Annotated in this window: 19 protein-coding genes; 14 read left to right on the top strand and 5 right to left on the bottom strand. The window is 64.3% G+C overall.

The genetic code is table 11. From position 1 onward, the window contains the following. Positions 1 to 70: 70 nt before the first annotated feature. The gene (locus AC0IYU_RS19985) at positions 71 to 382 is read right to left on the bottom strand and encodes a hypothetical protein (protein ID WP_472120453.1); all 312 of its coding nucleotides are present in this window, start codon (positions 380 to 382) and stop codon (positions 71 to 73) included. 385 nt (positions 383 to 767) lie between these two features. Between AC0IYU_RS19985 and AC0IYU_RS19980 the strand changes: the two genes are divergently transcribed. The 5 genes from AC0IYU_RS19980 (at position 768) to AC0IYU_RS19960 (ending at position 8,320) form a co-directional block, all read left to right on the top strand. Next, positions 768 to 1,217: a hypothetical protein gene (locus tag AC0IYU_RS19980; protein ID WP_472120367.1), complete on the top strand. Its 450-nt coding sequence runs from the start codon at positions 768 to 770 to the stop codon at positions 1,215 to 1,217. Between the two features lie 284 nt (positions 1,218 to 1,501). Beyond that, complete coding sequence (locus AC0IYU_RS19975) at positions 1,502 to 1,927, top strand: hypothetical protein (RefSeq protein WP_472120451.1); 426 nt, start codon at positions 1,502 to 1,504, stop codon at positions 1,925 to 1,927. A 137-nt stretch (positions 1,928 to 2,064) separates the two neighbouring features. After that, complete coding sequence (locus AC0IYU_RS19970; protein ID WP_472120365.1) at positions 2,065 to 3,420, top strand: TolC family protein; 1,356 nt, start codon at positions 2,065 to 2,067, stop codon at positions 3,418 to 3,420. Then, the gene (locus AC0IYU_RS19965) at positions 3,417 to 5,120 is read left to right on the top strand and encodes an efflux RND transporter periplasmic adaptor subunit (RefSeq protein WP_472120449.1); all 1,704 of its coding nucleotides are present in this window, start codon (positions 3,417 to 3,419) and stop codon (positions 5,118 to 5,120) included. The genes AC0IYU_RS19970 and AC0IYU_RS19965 overlap by 4 nt, the downstream gene beginning before the upstream one ends. Then, positions 5,117 to 8,320 (top strand): efflux RND transporter permease subunit, encoded by a 3,204-nt coding sequence (locus AC0IYU_RS19960; protein WP_472120363.1) that lies wholly within the window; start codon positions 5,117 to 5,119, stop codon positions 8,318 to 8,320. Before AC0IYU_RS19965 ends, AC0IYU_RS19960 begins: the two co-directional genes overlap by 4 nt. Positions 8,321 to 8,450: 130 nt before the next feature. Here AC0IYU_RS19960 and AC0IYU_RS19955 read toward each other — a convergent pair whose 3' ends face one another. Continuing rightward, positions 8,451 to 8,654 (bottom strand): GDCCVxC domain-containing (seleno)protein, encoded by a 204-nt coding sequence (locus tag AC0IYU_RS19955; protein WP_371435886.1) that lies wholly within the window; start codon positions 8,652 to 8,654, stop codon positions 8,451 to 8,453. Between the two features lie 17 nt (positions 8,655 to 8,671). Further along, positions 8,672 to 8,842, bottom strand: coding sequence for a cation transporter (locus AC0IYU_RS19950; RefSeq protein WP_472120361.1), 171 nt, complete (start codon positions 8,840 to 8,842; stop codon positions 8,672 to 8,674). Positions 8,843 to 9,184: 342 nt separating this feature from the next. On the opposite strand from AC0IYU_RS19950, the gene AC0IYU_RS19945 reads away from it, so the two are divergent. Then, entirely contained in the window at positions 9,185 to 9,466 is a 282-nt protein-coding gene (locus tag AC0IYU_RS19945) for a hypothetical protein (RefSeq protein WP_371435887.1), read from the top strand. 732 nt (positions 9,467 to 10,198) lie between these two features. Next, positions 10,199 to 11,908 carry a phage integrase family protein gene (locus AC0IYU_RS19940; protein WP_472120359.1) on the top strand — a complete coding sequence of 570 codons (1,710 nt, stop codon included), beginning with the start codon at positions 10,199 to 10,201 and terminating at the stop codon, positions 11,906 to 11,908. On the opposite strand, the gene AC0IYU_RS19935 is transcribed toward AC0IYU_RS19940, so the two are convergent. Beyond that, positions 11,903 to 12,166 carry a hypothetical protein gene (locus AC0IYU_RS19935; protein ID WP_472120357.1) on the bottom strand — a complete coding sequence of 88 codons (264 nt, stop codon included), beginning with the start codon at positions 12,164 to 12,166 and terminating at the stop codon, positions 11,903 to 11,905. The genes AC0IYU_RS19940 and AC0IYU_RS19935 overlap by 6 nt on opposite strands. 303 nt (positions 12,167 to 12,469) lie before the next feature. Here AC0IYU_RS19935 and AC0IYU_RS19930 point away from each other — a divergent pair, with 303 nt between their 5' ends. Further along, the gene (locus AC0IYU_RS19930) at positions 12,470 to 12,757 is read left to right on the top strand and encodes a hypothetical protein (protein ID WP_472120355.1); all 288 of its coding nucleotides are present in this window, start codon (positions 12,470 to 12,472) and stop codon (positions 12,755 to 12,757) included. Between the two features lie 100 nt (positions 12,758 to 12,857). Here the strand turns inward: AC0IYU_RS19930 and AC0IYU_RS19925 are convergent, their stop codons facing one another. After that, positions 12,858 to 13,733 (bottom strand): EamA family transporter, encoded by an 876-nt coding sequence (locus tag AC0IYU_RS19925; RefSeq protein WP_472120354.1) that lies wholly within the window; start codon positions 13,731 to 13,733, stop codon positions 12,858 to 12,860. Between the two features lie 76 nt (positions 13,734 to 13,809). On the opposite strand from AC0IYU_RS19925, the gene AC0IYU_RS19920 reads away from it, so the two are divergent. The 6 genes from AC0IYU_RS19920 to AC0IYU_RS19895 all read left to right on the top strand — a co-directional run bounded on the left by AC0IYU_RS19920 (position 13,810) and on the right by AC0IYU_RS19895 (position 17,506). Continuing rightward, positions 13,810 to 14,133 carry an ArsR/SmtB family transcription factor gene (locus AC0IYU_RS19920; protein ID WP_472120352.1) on the top strand — a complete coding sequence of 108 codons (324 nt, stop codon included), beginning with the start codon at positions 13,810 to 13,812 and terminating at the stop codon, positions 14,131 to 14,133. Next, positions 14,051 to 14,605, top strand: a complete 555-nt coding sequence (gene arsN2, locus AC0IYU_RS19915; RefSeq protein WP_472120350.1) for an arsenic resistance N-acetyltransferase ArsN2 — start codon at positions 14,051 to 14,053, stop codon at positions 14,603 to 14,605. The genes AC0IYU_RS19920 and arsN2 overlap by 83 nt, the downstream gene beginning before the upstream one ends. A gap of 54 nt (positions 14,606 to 14,659) precedes the next feature. Further along, positions 14,660 to 15,142 (top strand): ArsI/CadI family heavy metal resistance metalloenzyme, encoded by a 483-nt coding sequence (locus tag AC0IYU_RS19910; protein WP_472120348.1) that lies wholly within the window; start codon positions 14,660 to 14,662, stop codon positions 15,140 to 15,142. Between the two features lie 9 nt (positions 15,143 to 15,151). Continuing rightward, positions 15,152 to 15,646 carry an arsenate reductase ArsC gene (locus AC0IYU_RS19905; protein WP_472120346.1) on the top strand — a complete coding sequence of 165 codons (495 nt, stop codon included), beginning with the start codon at positions 15,152 to 15,154 and terminating at the stop codon, positions 15,644 to 15,646. Position 15,647: 1 nt separating this feature from the next. Further along, positions 15,648 to 16,133 carry an arsenate reductase ArsC gene (locus AC0IYU_RS19900; RefSeq protein ID WP_472120344.1) on the top strand — a complete coding sequence of 162 codons (486 nt, stop codon included), beginning with the start codon at positions 15,648 to 15,650 and terminating at the stop codon, positions 16,131 to 16,133. Positions 16,134 to 16,219: 86 nt separating this feature from the next. Further along, a complete protein-coding gene (locus AC0IYU_RS19895; protein ID WP_472120342.1) occupies positions 16,220 to 17,506 on the top strand; it encodes an arsenic transporter in 1,287 nt (428 codons plus the stop codon). Positions 17,507 to 17,543 lie beyond the last annotated feature (37 nt).

Here is a 17,543-nt window from a genome sequence, read left to right as displayed (position 1 = left end):
GAGAGGGAGGGAGACTGCCGATGCGAAGCGCTCGGCCTTCGGACTGTGAGGTCGAAGGCGAGAAGGTGCTTCAGGCCCGAGGTGGGCGTTCGAGGAGGAGCGGAAAAAGGGTTGTGGGCAGCGCGCGCGGTTCTGCCAGATCTGCCGCCGGCAGATGCTGAGGGCGAACTCCGGAAGTCTCAGGTATCAATGCCACTGCGTGGCACGCTCCGCAGGTTCCACACTTGTGTGCGCCATCTGAGCTGCCGTCATGGTGACCCGCGTCTTCATCATCCATTCCCTGGAGGTGCGCGGCATCGGAAGCATTGGTATGCGCCTGATGGTGCGAGTCCGCTTGAGTCATCGCGGCGGGCTCGCTTTGCTCGGTCTCGCAGAAAGCCATGGACGCTGCCGCGTACCCTTGGAACGGTACGGCAAAGATGAGCGCCCAAAGAAGCAAAACTCGAATGCAGGACATGCCGCAGGGGCCTTGGTGATCCAATCGACAAGCCGACGGATTGATGCCCGAATGATTGGCGCGTGGGCGCTGCCGTCTGTCAGATAACTGCTGATTCGATCGTGAGTCCCGCCGAGCCCTGTGTCCTTCGCCAGGCCCTCGCAAACGGCAGGGTGGCACTTCGATCGGCAGCTTCCGATAGATGACGCAACTGTAATCTGCGCGTGCGCTAAACCTCCGATCCGCGGCCTAGAGTTGGTACATCGGAAAGACAAATCTCAGCCTGTCTATTTCCGCAGATGCCAACCCCTCCACTGCCAAAGGACCGATCATGAAGACTTCCCTCAAGACCTCCCTGACCCTCGCCGCGCTGCTCGGCACGATCGCAGGACCCGTTCTGGCCGGCAACTATGCCGAAGGCGATCCTCGCCCGGCGCCGCTGACCTCGAGTACCAGCCGTGCAGCCGTTGCCGCGGACACGCAGCGCTGGCTGCAAAGCTCAATGGACCAGGGCTATCCCGAGGGCAATCCACGCGCTGTCGTGAGCGTGTCCTCCAACACCCGTGCGACGGTACAGGCGGACACGCTGGCCTGGATGCGCTCGGGTCTGGCCGCCGCCACCAACGGCGAAGCGGGTGCGGACACGACTCGCCCTGCCTATCGGCAAGCCGCAGCAGCGTACGCACGCCTGCGCGGTGAGCAGCCGGAGTTCGGCAGGCCCGTGGAGCGCCTCACCCAGCAGGGCCAACTGCCGGACGCACCCGCGACCATGCGCCGCTGAGCGACCTGGACCTCGGGCGACCGTCAGGCAATTGAGCGCCGATCACGGCGCTGTCGTCCGCCGCAAGCCGCACGTCTTGCCACGGCTCACCTCGTTTCCCGAGTAACAGGCCTAGAATTCGCGGAACCACTTTTCAGGCACTGACTCCATCAGCAGCGTTTCACGCGTTCTCCAATGCTCATTTCCGCAACCCTCCTCACACGGTACGCCAACGCATCATGCGCTGGACGTGCGGCCGTGTCGGCGTTGCCAGAGGTGCAGCGATGAGGCGTGGACTTGTGCAGATGGTGGCCCGGGGGCTGATCGGCTTGCTGCTGTTCTCGCAGTTGGCGATCGCCGCTTACGCCTGCCCCGCGCTTTCCGCGGGTCTGGCGGGTGGCTTGTCCACTGACTTGTCGATGACGCAAAACGCTGTCTCTGCAACAGACAACTCTCTTGACTCGGCCGTGCAAGGATCGCCCTGTGCGGACATGGTGGGCGCGACTGACACGGCTTCCGGCAACCTGTGCGCCGAGCACTGCAAATACGGGCAGCAAAGCGACCACGCATCCACACTGACGGTTCCGCCGGTGTTGCTGTCGGCGATCTATGCCCTGACCCCATGGGTGCCTGAGACGGTGCCTCCTGCGCGCCCTTCGGCCACCTCCCTGAGTGCACTGGTTGCGGCCTCGCCGCCTCACGCCATCCTGCACTGCGTCTCCCGAACTTGATCGCCTGATCGACTTTGCGCCGACGGCCCATTGTGGGCCGGTACGGCGCGTCGGTCGTGCCTTGCCGTGTTCGTCGAGCTGTGCTCGGCGCACCGGAGCGGCCCGACAACCTACTCGAAGGTTCGTCAGGAGATTCCATGTTCCCCAATCCTTTTGCGGCTGCACCCATCGTGCGATCAGCCCGCCGCCCCGCTCGTCTTTGGGCTGTGGTGTTGGCGCTGTGCGCCGGCACCCTCGGCCTGAGCGCTCATGCACAGCAGACGCTTTCTCTCGATGCGGCACTGCGGCTCGCCGAGGAGCGCTCACGGCAGCTCGTCGCGCAGGACGCGGCCGCCAGCGCCGCGCGCGCCATGGCCGTGGCCGCAGGACAACTGCCCGATCCCGTGCTCAAGGCCGGTATCAGCAATCTGCCGGTGAACGGGAGCGACCGCTTCAGCCTCACGCGCGACTTCATGACGATGCGCTCGATCGGCGTGATGCAGGAATTCACCCGCTCCGACAAGCGCCAGGCCCGCGCGGCGCGCTTTGACCGGGAAGCCGAGGTCGCCGAAGCGGGCCGTGCCGTCGCCTTGGCCAACCTGCGGCGCGACACCGCGATCGCCTGGCTTGATCGCTATTACCAGGGACGGATGCGCGAGCTGCTGCAAACCCAACGTGCCGAGTTGACCCTGCAGATCGAGGGCGCCGACGCCGCCTACCGCGGTGGCCGCGGCACGCAGGCCGATGTGTTCACGGCGCGCTCTGCGTTGGCGCAACTGGACGACCGCATCCTTGCGCAGGAGCGCCAGATCGCTACGGCCCAGACGCGTCTGGCGCGTTGGGTCGGGCCGGGTACGCCTCCACCCTCGACGGTGCCCCCGGAACTGGGCTCGGTGCGTCTGGACGCCCGCAATCTGGAGGCCCAGATCGGCGAGCACCCGCAGATCGCGCTGATGGCGCGACAGGAAGCGGTGGCGCGCGCGGAAGCCGACGTCGCGCAAAGCAACAAGCGCTCCGACTGGAGTGTCGAGCTGATGTACAGCCAGCGGGGGCCGGCCTACTCGAACATGGTGTCGCTGAACCTGTCGATCCCGCTGCAGTTGGACCAGAAGAATCGTCAGGATCGCGAACTCGCGGCCAAGCTGGCGGCGGTCGAGCAGTTGCAGGCCCAGCGTGAGGAAGCGACGCGAGAGAGCGCCGCCGAGGCTCTCTCATGGTTGCAGCAATGGCAGAGCAACCGCAAGCGGCTCGGCCTGTACGACAGCTCGCTCATCCCGCTCGCCGCCGAACGCACGCAAGCGGTGCTGGCTGCCTACCGAGGCGGTGCAGGCACCTTGAGCGCTGCACTTGAGACACGACGCATGGAAATCGACACCCGCCTGGAACGCCTTCGCCTCGAGATGGAGACCGCCGCACTTTGGGCCCAGCTCGAGTTCCTGATCCCAGCCATCCATCCAGCGCTCGATACCGGCCCGTCCGCGGCCGCGGGCGAGTCCAAGGAATCACAGAAATGAAAACAAGACCTCTCTTTCTTGGACTGATCGCGGCAGCAGTCCTCGCCGCGGCAGCCTTCGGTGCCTACACCTTCGGGCTGCAGCGCGGCAGGAGCCAGGGCCCCTCGCCCGCCACCTCCGGAGGAACGTCGGCGATGGCCGCACCGTCGGCGGGCACAGCGACCGCTCCGGCCGCCTCTTCCAACGAAACCGGCGAAGACGCAACGCGGCGCCACATTGCGGCAGGCCTCAAGGCCGGCGACATGGACCCGGCCAACGGCAAGAAAATCCTCTATTACCACGACCCCATGGTGCCGGGAAACAGGTTCGACAAGCCGGCCAAATCCCCCTTCATGGACATGATGATGTCCCCCGTCTACGCGGGTGGCGACGGCGACCAGAACAGCGTGACGGTGAGTGCGCGCGTGCAGCAGAACCTGGGCGTGCGAACCGCCGTGGTGACCGAGGGCACCGTGTCGCCGCAAGTGACCACGGTCGGCAGCATCGCCTTCAACGAGCGCGACCAGGTCATCGTGCAGGCCCGGGCGACGGGATATGTCGAGCGGCTGAATGTGCGGGCCACGCTCGATCAGGTGAAAAAAGGCCAGGCCCTGGCCGAGCTCTACGTCCCCGAATGGATCGCGGCACAGGAGGAGTTCCTGTCGGTTCAGCGCATGCGCGGCACCGACCTGGCCTCGCTGGTCGACGGTGCACGCCAACGCATGCGCCAGGTCGGCATGAACGATGGGCAAATCGAACTCGTCGCTCGCAGTGGCCGCACACAGCCGCGCATCACGCTGGTCGCGCCCATCGGCGGTGTCGTCACGGAGTTGGCCGCGCGCGAAGGCATGACGGTCAGCGCCGGTACCACGCTGTTTCGCATCAACGGCCTGGCCAGCGTCTGGGCCAATGCCGAAGTACCCGAAAGCCAATCGGCGCTGGTGCGTCTGGGCGCGAGGGTGCAGGCCAGAACGCCGGCCGCGCCCGGCGAGACCTTCGAGGGCAAGGTGCAAGCCATTCTTCCCGATGTGAATCCGGCGACGCGCACCCTGAAGGCACGCCTGGAGCTGGCGAATCCGACCGGCAGGCTGGTACCCGGCATGTTCGTGTCGATGCAGTTCACGGACACGCGAGCCGACAAGGCGCTGCTGATCCCGACCGAAGCCGTGATCCAGACGGGCAAGCGCGCGGTTGTCATGCTGGCGGAGGACAACGGCCGGTTCCGGCCGGTCGACGTCGAGATCGGCCTGGAAACCGGCGGCCAGACCGAAATCAAGCGCGGGCTGCAGGCCGGCCAGCGTGTCGTGGTGTCCTCGCAGTTTCTCATCGACTCGGAGGCCAGTCTCAAAGGTGTCGAGGCGCGCCTGAACGCCGCTCCCGGGACAGCGGCGCCTACGGCGGCGACGGCCGCTTCTGCCACGCCGGCTGCAGGGGCTCCAAGACACGTGGGCGAAGGCAAGGTGGAAAGCATCACCAAGGACGCGATGACCTTCTCGCACGGCCCGATTCCGACGATCAAGTGGGGCGCCATGACGATGGAGTTCAAGCTGCCGCCTGGCGGCACACCAGGCAATCTGAAGCCCGGCGACCGCGCGAGCTTCGAGTTCTTCATCGACGCGGATGACCTGCCGCAGCTCACCCGGGTGACGCCCATGGCGACGGCTCCCGCGGCAAGTGCCGCTGCGACCCCCAAGGCCGCAGCGCCGGAAAGCAAGCCATGATCGCCAAGCTCATTCGGTGGTCCATCGCCAATCGTTTCCTCGTGTTGCTGGCCACGGCCATGCTCAGCGCCTGGGGCGTGTATTCGGTCTTGCGCACGCCACTGGATGCGCTACCCGACCTCTCGGACGTGCAAGTCATCATTCGCACAAGCTATCCAGGGCAGGCGCCGCGCATTGTCGAGAACCAGATCACCTACCCGCTGACCACCACCATGCTGTCGGTGCCGGGTGCCAAGACCGTTCGCGGCTATTCGTTCTTCGGAGATTCGTTCGTCTATGTGCTGTTCGAGGACGGCACCGATCTGTACTGGGCGCGCTCGCGGGTGCTGGAATACCTGAACCAGGTGCAGTCACGCCTGCCGGCCGGCGCCAAGGCCTCGCTTGGCCCCGACGCCACCGGCGTGGGGTGGATCTATCAGTACGCGTTGGTCGACCGCGGCGGCACACAGGACGCCTCGCAGCTGCGCGCCTTGCAGGACTGGTTCCTCAAGTACGAACTCAAGACGGTGCCCAACGTGGCCGAAGTCGCCTCGATCGGCGGCATGGTGCGCCAGTACCAGGTCGTTCTCGATCCGGAGAAGCTCGCCGCCTACCGGATCCCGCACACCAAGGCGGTGGAGGCGATCCAGAAAGCCAACCAGGAAACCGGCGGCTCGGTCCTCGAGCTCGGCGAGGCGGAATACATGGTGCGCGCCTCGGGCTATCTCCAGGGCGTGGAGGATTTCCGCAAGATCCCGCTGATGACGACCGACGCCGGCGTATCGGTGCGCCTGGGCGACGTCGCGCGCATCCAGGTCGGCCCGGAGATGCGCCGCGGTATCGGCGAGCTCGATGGCGAAGGCGAAGCCGTCGGCGGCGTGATCGTGATGCGCTCGGGCAAGAATGCGCTGGAGACCATCACCGCCGTCAAGGAAAAGCTCCAGACCCTGCAGGCCAGCCTGCCTCAAGGCGTGGAGATCGTGCCGACCTACGACCGGTCCAATCTGATCGAGCGCGCGGTCCGCAACCTGGGCTTCAAGTTGCTCGAGGAATTCATCGTCGTTGCGGTGGTGTGCTTCATCTTCCTGTTCCACCTGCGTTCCGCATTCGTCGCGATCGTCTCGCTGCCGATCGGCATCCTTGCGGCCTTCATCGTGATGCGCTACCAGGGCGTCAATGCCAACATCATGTCGCTCGGCGGCATCGCGATCGCCATCGGCGCGATGGTGGATGCCGCGGTGGTGATGATCGAGAACGCCCACAAGCACATCGAGAAGTGGAAGCACGATCACCCTGACCAGACCCTGCGCGGAGAAACCCATTGGCGCGTGATCGCGGACTCGGCGGCGGAGGTGGGCCCTGCGCTGTTCTTCTCGCTGCTCATCATCACGCTGTCGTTCATCCCGGTCTTCACGCTGGAAGCCCAGGAAGGGCGGATGTTCTCGCCGCTGGCTTTCACCAAGACCTATGCAATGGCCGCCGCAGCGGGACTCTCGGTGACATTGATCCCGGTACTGATGGGCTATCTGATCCGCGGCAGGATTCCCGATGAGAAGACCAACCCGCTGAACCGGCTGCTCATCGCGGTCTATCAACCGCTGTTGAATGCGGTGCTGCGCTGGCCGAAATTGACGCTGTCAGGCGCCGTGGTCGTGCTGGTGCTGAGCCTGTGGCCGTTGCAGCACATCGGCGGCGAATTCATGCCACGCCTGGACGAGGGCGACTTGCTCTACATGCCATCGGCATTGCCTGGGCTGTCGGCAGGCAAGGCCAGCGAGCTGCTGCAGCAGACCGACCGGCTGATCAAGACGGTTCCCGAAGTGGCAAGCGTCTACGGCAAGGCCGGGCGCGCCGAGTCGGCGACCGATCCGGCGCCGATGGAGATGTTCGAGACCACCATCCAGTTCAAGCCGCAGGACCAGTGGCGTGCCGGGATGACGCAGGACAAGCTGGTCGAGGAGCTCGACCGCACCGTCAGGGTGCCCGGCCTGACCAACATCTGGGTGCCACCGATCCGCAACCGCATCGACATGCTGGCCACGGGCATCAAGAGCCCGGTGGGCGTGAAGGTGGCGGGCACCGACCTTGCCACCATCGACCGCATCACCGGTGAGATCGAACGCGTGCTCAAGGACGTGCCGGGTGTCTCGAGCGCCCTGGCCGAGCGGCTCACCGGTGGCCGGTACGTGGACGTGAATATCAAGCGAGACGAGGCATCGCGGTTCGGAATGAACATCGCCGACGTGCAATCGGTCATCGCCTCGGCGGTGGGTGGCGAGAACATCGGTGAGACGGTCGAAGGCCTGCAGCGTTTCCCGATCAACGTGCGCTACCCGCGCGAGATCCGCGACTCGCTGGAGCAACTGCGCTCCCTCCCAATCGTCACCGAACGCGGTGCGCGATTGGTGCTCTCCGACGTGGCGGACATCCGGGTCACCGACGGGCCACCGATGCTGCGCAGCGAGAACGCGCGGCTGTCCGGCTGGGTCTACGTGGACATTCGCGGCAGAGACCTGCGTTCGGCGGTGCAGGACATGCAGCGCGTGGTTGCGAAGGAAGTGAAACTGCCCCCGGGCTACGCGGTGTCGTGGTCCGGTCAGTTCGAGTTCCTGGAGCGCGCCACGGCGAAGCTGAAGGTGGTGGTGCCGTTCACGCTGCTGATCATCTTCGTGCTGCTGTACCTGACCTTCAAGCGCTTCGACGAAGCCCTGCTGATCATGGCGGCGCTGCCGTTCGCGCTGGTCGGGGGCATCTGGCTGCTCTACCTGCTCAGCTACAACCTGTCCGTCGCCGGCGCGGTCGGTTTCATTGCGCTCGCGGGTGTGTCGGCGGAGTTCGGCGTGATCATGCTGCTGTATCTGAAGCACGCCTGGGACGAGCGCATCGACGAGGGCAAGACCAGCACCGACGATCTGCTGGACGCGATCCGAGAAGGCGCGGTGCTGCGCGTGCGCCCCAAGGCCATGACAGTGGCGGTCATCCTGGCGGGCCTGTTCCCGATCATGTGGGGAACAGGCACGGGCTCGGAGGTGATGCAGCGCATCGCCGCTCCGATGGTGGGCGGCATGATCACGGCCCCATTGTTGTCGATGTTCGTCATTCCCGCGGCCTACCTGTTAATGCGCAGGCCTCGCCGCGCGAGGCATCCCGATGGACGCTTGGAAGGAGCCGCCGTGCGGCTCTCTGAACAAGACGTCACCATTCCGTCCGGTGAAAGATAGTCGCAATCGTCACCTGTTGAGTGACGAGCGAGAAGGGCTTCTTTCTCGGCAGGTGTCTACATCGATTGCCCGGCCCACTTGCCACGAGTCGGAGAGTGGCCCTGCGGAACTGCGGGATCGCACGCGTGCGCTATGGACTGCAATAGTCTTGCTGCATCTGCACCGGTGGGAACTTGACAGAGCCATATGAACAGAACACGCAGCAGTCGCCGGCCGTCGGCCGCAGCACCGTCTTGCACTGCTCGCATTCGTAGAAGAACTGGCCAGCATCGGTCGGCATGTGCTCTTGCTTAGCGTGCCCGCACTGCGGGCACGTCAAGACAGAGTCCAGCATGGGAGCGGTAGTGGTCGTCACTTGCGCACCGTCGAGGGGAAGCCCGCGTCGGTCGTGGCCTTGACCAGCGCCGCGGCGGTGGTCTTGTCTGCGTCGAATGTGACTGTGGCCGTCTTCTTCTCGAAATCGATGCGCGCCTGGCTCACGCCCGGCACATGCTCAGCGACTTCTTGACGGTAACGGGGCAAAGGTTACAGGTCATGTTCTGCACATCGAGCACATTGAGCACAGCGGTCTTCACCGCCCAGGATCCGGCGCACTACATTCTCAACAGACGCACCCAACGGCGGATGCGGAAAACAACCCGCGAGCGAGGAAGGAGATGCCTAGCTATTTCGCGGACATACAACGCGCAGACGCGCCGGTCTGTCGCCTGACCATCACCGGGACATGGTCCCAAGAAGAGGCTCATCGCCTGTTGGCGGTCAAAGCTCGCTTGTGGATCGACGAGTACTTGTCGCGGCCGCATAGCGGAGCCATAGACTTCGGGACGTTTGATAGCGCCTCCGAGCAGCCTTGATCATGGCTTCGTGCCCGCTGCAGTCCTTGAGGTTTTCCGAAAACCTCTTGGCGCGACCTATGGCAGCCGGAAGAAGATTTCGGCCCGGATCATGGTCATCTCCTTGAGCAAGTTCGGCAAAGCTCTACGCACTTCCGCCAGGGCTGAAACTGCCGCGGCGCATGGTGACATCGCCACAGGAACTCGCTCGCGAGACGTGCCCGAACAATGGCTGGTGGGCGATGGAGAATGGACTGGCCCGGCATCGGCAACGCTCATCGGGGTGATGCGCGCGCAAGAAGTACCGTGGTGAAATTGACGCGTGAGGGCTGGACGACGCCCGCCGGTCGCTTCGTTTTAAGCAGACGCCTTGTCGGTCACAAACTGCGTCGCATCGAGGCTCTGCTCGCCACCCAGAGTTCGGCGGCATCCTCAGCATCACCACCAAAGCTTTTGTCGGGGCCACGCCGCCGCGCCTATCGCTAGATGGTCCTTACGCGATCCGGCTCGGTTGGTACTCCCTGACCGCAAGCCTGATCCTGGCGCTGGCTGCTACCTTCATCGTACTGTTGGGTCAATCGATCGTACAGATGAAGATGCGATCAGCTTTTTTCTGATGGTCGCCGACGGGGCTGAAGCCACACACGGGTCCGAACTGGATTGGCGTGGCGATCAAAGCATCGGCGCCGCTGGCGTAGCATCAAAATTCTGAGAGATGTCCGGCCTGAAACGCGATATGTCCTTCGTGAAGCCTGGTTGGCAAGACCTGGATGCATCCTCATTTTGGAAGACGCCATACCTGACCCCGTCAGCTAGACGGCTTTTTTCCTGATCCGATGGTGGCGAGGTCCAGGCCACACGTTCCGGGGCCGTGCGCCGCGGGCGTATTCTGAAAAACTGGCAGGGCGTCTCGCAGATCGCCGAAGAAAGGTGGTGCGCAAGAGAACTGCGCGCAAGCGCAATCATCGGGCCAACTTCGCTCATCACTGCTATTGCGATAATCCTTCTTATCGCAGTAACCATCTCGATTGGCTAAACTCCAAATATGAAAAATAGCCCACGTGCCTTGCCCCAGGAAGAAAAGCCGCAGGACTTCCCCGGTGCCGCGGCGCTCGCGGCCCTGCGTGCCTGGTACGCCGGCATGGGCACCACCGAGGCCGTCGCGCAGTACCTGCCGCACAGCACCGGCACTGGAAGGTCGTCGCGCGCCGTACTGGGCGAGATCCGGCGCCAGCTGGCGGACCACGCCCGCCGGTGTCGCCGCGACGACCTGGCGCAACTAATCCTGCACCCGGCCTCCGAGCGGCCGAAGCGGGTCCGCGCCGTCATGGCGACGATCGACCTGTTGCGCGGGCTCGCCGTGCCGCGGCCGCTGGTGACCGACGCCGTCGAGCGTTGGCTGCCCGTGCGCATCGCCAAACCGATGCGGGCCCACGGCCTGCGCACGCTGGCCGACCTGACCGTGCGCGTCCCGCGCCGGCGGCGCTGGTGGGCGGCCATTCCCGGCCTCGGTGCCACCGGCGCCCGGCAGGTGGAGGCTTTTTTTGCAGCGCATCCGTCGCTCACCGCGGCCGCCCGAGCGCTTGTGTCGGTCGGCATGCCACACGACGTGGTGCCGTGGGAGCGCCTGTGCGTGCGGCGCGAGGTCGACGGCTCGCAGGGCGCCTTCCGGGCGCCGCCGGCGACCTGCGTCCTCGCCGCGGACAACGACTACGAAGCGGTCCAGGCCTGGCTGTCGTTACACGAATCGGCGGCCACCCAGCGTGCCTACCGCAAGGAAGCCGAGCGGCTGATTCTCTGGGCGATCGTGGAGCGCGGCAAGGCGCTGTCGTCGCTGACGACGGAGGATGCCGTGGCGTACCGGGCGTTTCTGCGGCACCCCGCGCCGCGCGGGCGCTGGGTCGGACCGGCCGCGCCGCGTTCCTCGCCCGAATGGCGGCCGTTCACCGGCGCCTTGTCGGCGCGATCCGTGGCCTACGCGCTGTCAGTGGCCGGGGCCTTGTTTCGCTGGCTGATCCAGCAGCGCTATGCGCTGGCCAACCCCTTCGCGGGCATCAAGGTCCGGGGTGCATCGCGGTCGGAGCCGCTGGCCGTGACGCGGGTCTTTGGCGAAGGGGAGTGGGCGATCGTGCAGGCGGTGGCCGAGGGCCTGGAATGGATGCACGGGTGGGAGGCCCCGGCGGCGCAGCGCCTGCGGTTCGTGTTGGATTTCGCATACGCCACCGGGCTGCGCATCGGCGAACTGGTCGGCGCGACGCTGAGCCAGATCGAGGCGGACGTCCACGGCGATCACTGGCTGCGCCTGGTGGGCAAAGGCGGCAAGGCCGGCAAGGTGGCGCTGCCGCCGTTGGCCCGGTCGGCGCTGGACCGGTACCTGATGCAGCGTCAGCTGCCGGTGACGCCGGCCCGGTGGAATCCGAAGACGCCGCTGCTGGGCAGCCTGGACCTAGACAGTACGGACGGCATCACGGCCACGCGGCTGTGGAGCGTCATGCGCGGCTTCTTCCTGAAGGTGGCCGAGGTCATCGAGGCGGACAGCCCGGCGCTTGCGGAAAAGCTGCGCCGTGCCAGTCCGCATTGGATGCGCCACACCCATGCCACGCATGCGCTGGCGCGCGGCGCCGAACTCACGACCGTGCGCGACAACCTGCGGCATGCCTCGATCACGACCACGTCGATCTACCTGCACGGCGACGAGGTCAAGCGGGCACGGCAGATGGATGCGGCGTTCGCGGTCCGCGGCTCGGCGTCATGAGTCGTCTGCAGCGGCCGCCTTGCGCACGGCGCGCAGTTCCATGCGTGCGGATTCGCGGATGTCGTCGCGGTCCAGTTCGACGGCGGTGTCGTCGGCCCAGGTTTGCCTGAGGCTTTCGAGCCAGGCCTGGCGGGTGCTGAAGGATTCGACGGCGTAGTCGAGCCAACTCGCGTACCCGGCCGGCGGCGGCAATGGCTTTTGAATGGTGAAGAGGAATTCTCCTGGGTGAGTTGGAACAAGGCCGAGATCATCGAACACGACAACGAAGTCCGGCAAGTCCAATTCGCACCATTGCAGACCGCATGTCGCGATGGCGGGCCGACAACCGCGGCCCTCGAATCGCTCGGGTGTCAGGAACCGAGCCAAGCGCACCAATTTGCACGAAAAGGACGAGCCGTCCAAAATGTCACGTCCCTAAGTGATTGATTTGACTAGTTATTTTTTGACAAACCGTGTCAATCTGCACGAAAAGGACGATCACCCCTTCTTGACGCGAAGATATTCGATGGTGACGCATCCTCGCGGGGCACTCGGTACATCAAGCATGGCGTCAATCAACTCATGACGTATGCGCGAGACTTCAACCAGTTGGTCGGATACCTTGTGATCTACCGCACCTGTCCTGAAGATCTGCAGTTTCCCTTCGCAAGCAGTGATGTGATGGTTCCGTTCGTCAATTTCGGAGGCAAGACGCTCTACCTGCTGGTCGTCGATATTTGCAGCTACGACCGACCCGCTTCAAAGCGCGGTGCACTCCGTGCGCACGTTTTGGATCAGACTGATCTGATTGCAGTTCTTACAGAAGCGACGGCAGAAGAGTCAGCAAACTCCTCAGGCGTCAGCAACTGACCTGAGACGACCTGAAATGGCAGGTACATCACCTCTGCCATTAACCGCGTGCGCATCCATGTTCGGGAGATAGGACGTTTGGGAATGTCACCCTCAGCCGCTAACCGGTATTCAAGCGGAGCCAACGATTGAGCAGGCCTGCGGTTATCGCTACGCCGACGAGCAGAAGCACCATCCCCGACAGTCGAATGACGCTGAAGCTTTCACCATAGACCAGCGAAGACATGCTCAGGCCCACGGCGGGCGCCAGCAGAGCGAAAGGGGCGACGGTGCCAGCGGGATAGCGCTGCAGCAGATTTCCCCAAATGGCGTACGCCAGCACGGTCGCCAGTAGCCCAAGGTAGACCGGCGCGAAGAGACCCCATATCGATGCGTGCGTCATCGCCCACAGGAGCGCCATCGGTCCATCCTGGATGAAGGACAGCGCCAGCGCGGGGGCAGGGGGAACCAAGCTGGCCCACACCATCAGGTGCAGCATGTTGACCTTGGACAGCCGCTTGATCACCAGGTTGCCAACGGCCCAGCTCAATGCCGACGCGAGGGTCAACGCGAAGGCCAGTGCAGGCACGTTGCCGTTGAGCGTCAGGACGATCACGAGCAGCCCGACCAGGGCAACGACCATGCCGATGGTCTGCTGGGTGCTGGGGCGGTCTCCAATCATCAGGGCTGCGAAGACGACCGTGAAGAGCGCCTGCGTCTGCACCACGAAGGCCGTGAGTCCGGCAGGCATTCCAAATGCGATCCCGAAGAACTGCAGCAGAAACTGCCCCGTGAAGACGGTGAGGCCGATGAACACCACCGCCCTCCATGAAATCGCCGGCCGCGGCAGCCAGAACACCCCCACGGCCGCCACCAGGAACCGCAGCGCGGTCAATTGCGGCGGTGTGAAGCTCTCCAGGCCGATCTTGCTGACGACAAACGCCACACCCCAAATGACGGCGACTAGAACGGCGAGAAGCATGTGGAACGGTCGCATTTGACGATCTCCTGTTGCCGGCACAGTTTTGGACCGAGCGCTTGCGCAGATTCAATGATTCAACGATACTTGAATTATGGAAGAAAATACTGTTGTCCGTTCTTTGATGGCACTTGCGCAGCCGATTCGCCTTCGGGTGTTTCGTGCCTTGGTCGTTGCGGGTCCTGAGGGTATGACCCCGGGTGCGCTGACGGAAGCTCTGTCCGTTCCGGCGACTGGCCTCTCCTTCCATCTCAAGGAGTTGACGAATGCCGGTCTCGTCTCGCAGGAGCGGCAGGGCCGGCATCTGATCTACCGGGCGTCGTTCGACCAGATGAATGACTTGTTGGCCTACCTCACCGAGAACTGCTGCCAAGGGCAGGCATGTGTCGCGGAGGCCGACGCCTCGTGTGCTTGCTGACATTCAAGCCCGCCGTCGAGCTATGCCCCCCGAACAGGCAAGCGCAGCTGATTTTGCGCAAGTGCGCGCGCTGCTACTCACTTGCGAGTTGCCCGAGAGCGATCTGAGCCCAGGTCACATGAACGATTTCCTTGTGCTTCGAGCCGGCGACGACTTGGTAGGCTGCGTCGGGCTTGAGCGCGCGGGAGATGCAGGCCTGTTGCGCTCCCTGGCAGTAACCCCCGAGAGTTGGGGCGTGGGCCTCGGTGATGTGCTCCTGCGTGCGATCGAAGCCAAGGCCGTGGCTGCAGGCATCCAGCGGCTCTTCCTGCTCACGACATCCGCGCCCAATTTTTTCGCGGCGCGTGGCTACCTTCCCGTCACGAGATCCGACGCACCCGACACGATCCGATCCACCACCGAATTCGCCAGCATCTGCCCCGCTTCGGCAACCTGCATGGCCCGCGCGCTCAGATCGACGACTTCGAACTAGGCACATCGCCAAAACCGCGCCACCACTTCTCAACGCCCATTAGGAGAACATGTCATGAAGCGTTTCCACGTTCACCTGCACGTCGATGACCTGAGCAAGAGCATCGCCTTCTACTCCCTCCTCTTTGCGGCAGAGCCTGCGCGCGTCGAGCGCGACTACGCGAAATGGATGCTGGACGACCCGAGGGTCAATTTCGCGATCTCGACGGTGGGCCATGGCGTTGGTATCGACCACCTCGGCATCCAGGCCGATGACGAAAGCGAACTTGCTGAACTGAAGGTTCGTGCCCAGGCCGCGGACCGGACGCTGCTCGATGAAGGCGAAACCGTGTGCTGCTATGCCAAGAGCGAAAAGCACTGGGTCACGGATCCGCAGGGCATCGCCTGGGAACACTACCGGACGCTCGAGTCGGCCGTTGTGTATGGCCAAAGCCGCAACCCGGACGCCCCAGCGGATGCTGCCAGCGCCTGCTGCGCCGGGCCTGTCGGTTTGAAAGCCATCCCAGTGGTGGCCTCCCCCAGCAAAGCCTGCTGCTGAAAGTACCCAATGACTGAACGCAAACACAACGTCCTCTTTATCTGCACGGGCAACTCTGCACGCTCCATCTTGGCCGAGGGGATCCTCGACCACCTGGGTTCGGACCGCTTCACCGCTTTCTCGGCGGGAAGCCACCCCAAAGGTGCCGTACATCCGCTCGCGCTGACCACATTGCGCAACCTGCATTTCAAGGACTCCGGCTACCGAAGCAAGAGCTGGGGTGAGTACGCGAAGGACGGCGCCCCGCACATGGACTTCGTGATCACCGTGTGCGACCAGGCCGCCGGCGAGGTGTGCCCCATCTGGCCGGGCCAACCCATCACCGCACATTGGGGCCTTGCCGATCCGGCGACTACCGAAGGATCCGAAGAAGCCCGGCAACGCGCTTTCACCGACGCGGCTGTCACGCTCAAGCGCCGCATCGAATTCCTGCTCTCGCTCCCACTCGCCAAGCTCGAGACCTTGGCCATCCAACGCGAAGTTCGCGACATCGGAATCCGCTGACATGACGACAAATATCCTGATCCTCTGCACCCACAACTCGGCGCGCAGCGTGCTGGCGGAGGGCATGTTCAACCATTGGGCACGAGAACTCGGCGTCGACGCGCGCGCCTACAGTGCCGGTAGCGCACCCAGCGGCCGCATCAACCCGGTGGCCGTCGAAGTGCTCGAGAAGGCTGGCATCGACACCTCCAGTTATCGCAGCAAGAGCTGGGATGAATTTACGGAGCCTGACGCGCCGATCATGCGCGTGGTGATCACCGTGTGCGACAGCGCGGCCGAGGAAACCTGCCCTTACTGGGCCGGCTCGCCCGTGAAGATCCACTGGGGCTACCCGGATCCGTCCAACGTCGGAGCGAACGCGGATGAAAAGCGGGACGCCTTCGAATCCACCCGCCAGGCCATCGGCGAACGCATGCGCAAGCTGGCTCAAATCCCGTTCGATGTCCTGAACGACGCGCAGTTGCGCACGACCCTCGAAAGCATCTGATCAGGTCTAGGGGATTCCCGACTCTATGCAGCAGGTGGGCGGTGCCCACTTGTGCATCTCACCTACCAACCAAGAAAAACTCTCCAATGCTCGCGGCCATCCTGATCTTCGTCTTCACGCTCGTGCTCGTCATCTGGCAACCACGCGGCCTGGGCATCGGCTGGAGCGCTTCGCTCGGCGCCATCATCGCGTTGCTCTTCGGCGTTGTTCACCTCGCCGACATCCCGGTTGTCTGGGGCATCGTGTGGAATGCGACCGCGACCTTCGTTGCCGTCATCATCATCAGCCTGTTGCTCGACGAGGCCGGCTTCTTCGAATGGGCCGCGCTGCACGTGGCGCGCTGGGGCAATGGGCGCGGCCGGCTGCTGTTTGCGTTCATCGTGCTGCTGGGCGCAGCGGTCTCGGCGCTCTTCGCCAACGATGGTGCCGCGCTGATCCTCACGCCCATCGTGATGGCGATGCTCGTTGCGCTGGGCTTCACGCCCGCCGCCACGCTCGCCTTCGTGATGGCGGCCGGCTTCATCGCTGACACAGCCAGCCTGCCGCTGATTGTGTCCAACCTGGTGAACATCGTTTCGGCCGACTTCTTCAAGATCGGCTTCAACGAATACGCATCGGTCATGGTGCCGGTGAACATCGCGGCCGTGCTCGCCAGCCTGCTGGTGCTGATGCTCTACTTCCGCCGCGGCATTCCGGCAAGCTACGACGTGGCCCAGCTGAAGGCGCCGGGGGACGCAATTCGTGACCCCGCGACGTTCCGGGCAGGCTGGATCGTGCTGGCGCTCCTGCTCATCGGCTTCTTTGGCCTAGAGCCACTGGGCGTTCCGGTCAGCGCGGTGGCGGCCGTGGGTGCAGCCATCCTGCTCGCCGTGGCGGCGCGCGGACATGTCATCAGCACGCGCAAGGTATTGCACGGTGCACCATGGCAGATCGTGATCTTCTCCCTGGGCATGTACCTCGTGGTCTACGGCCTGCGCAATGCCGGGCTGACCGGGCAAATCGCCTCGCTGCTTAACGTCTTCGCGGAAAGCGGCGTCTGGGGCGCGGCCATGGGCACCGGCTTTCTCACGGCCGCGCTTTCATCGGTAATGAACAACATGCCGACCGTGCTGATCGGTGCACTCTCGATCGACGCATCGAGTGCTACCGGCATCGTGAAAGAAGCCATGATCTACGCCAATGTGATCGGCTGCGACTTGGGCCCCAAGATCACGCCAATCGGCAGCCTGGCCACGCTGCTCTGGCTGCATGTGCTTCAGAAGAAAGGCACGACCATCGCCTGGGGCTACTACTTCAAGGTCGGCATCGTGATGACCATCCCCGTGCTCGCGGTCACGCTGGCTGCTCTTGCGCTTCGCTTGAGCCTCGGCTGAGACCGCGCCACCTCTCCACACCTACTGTTTCAAATCT

The organism is Variovorax sp. AC103 (assembly GCF_979254005.1).
This window is presented reverse-complemented; position numbering and strand designations above follow the sequence as displayed.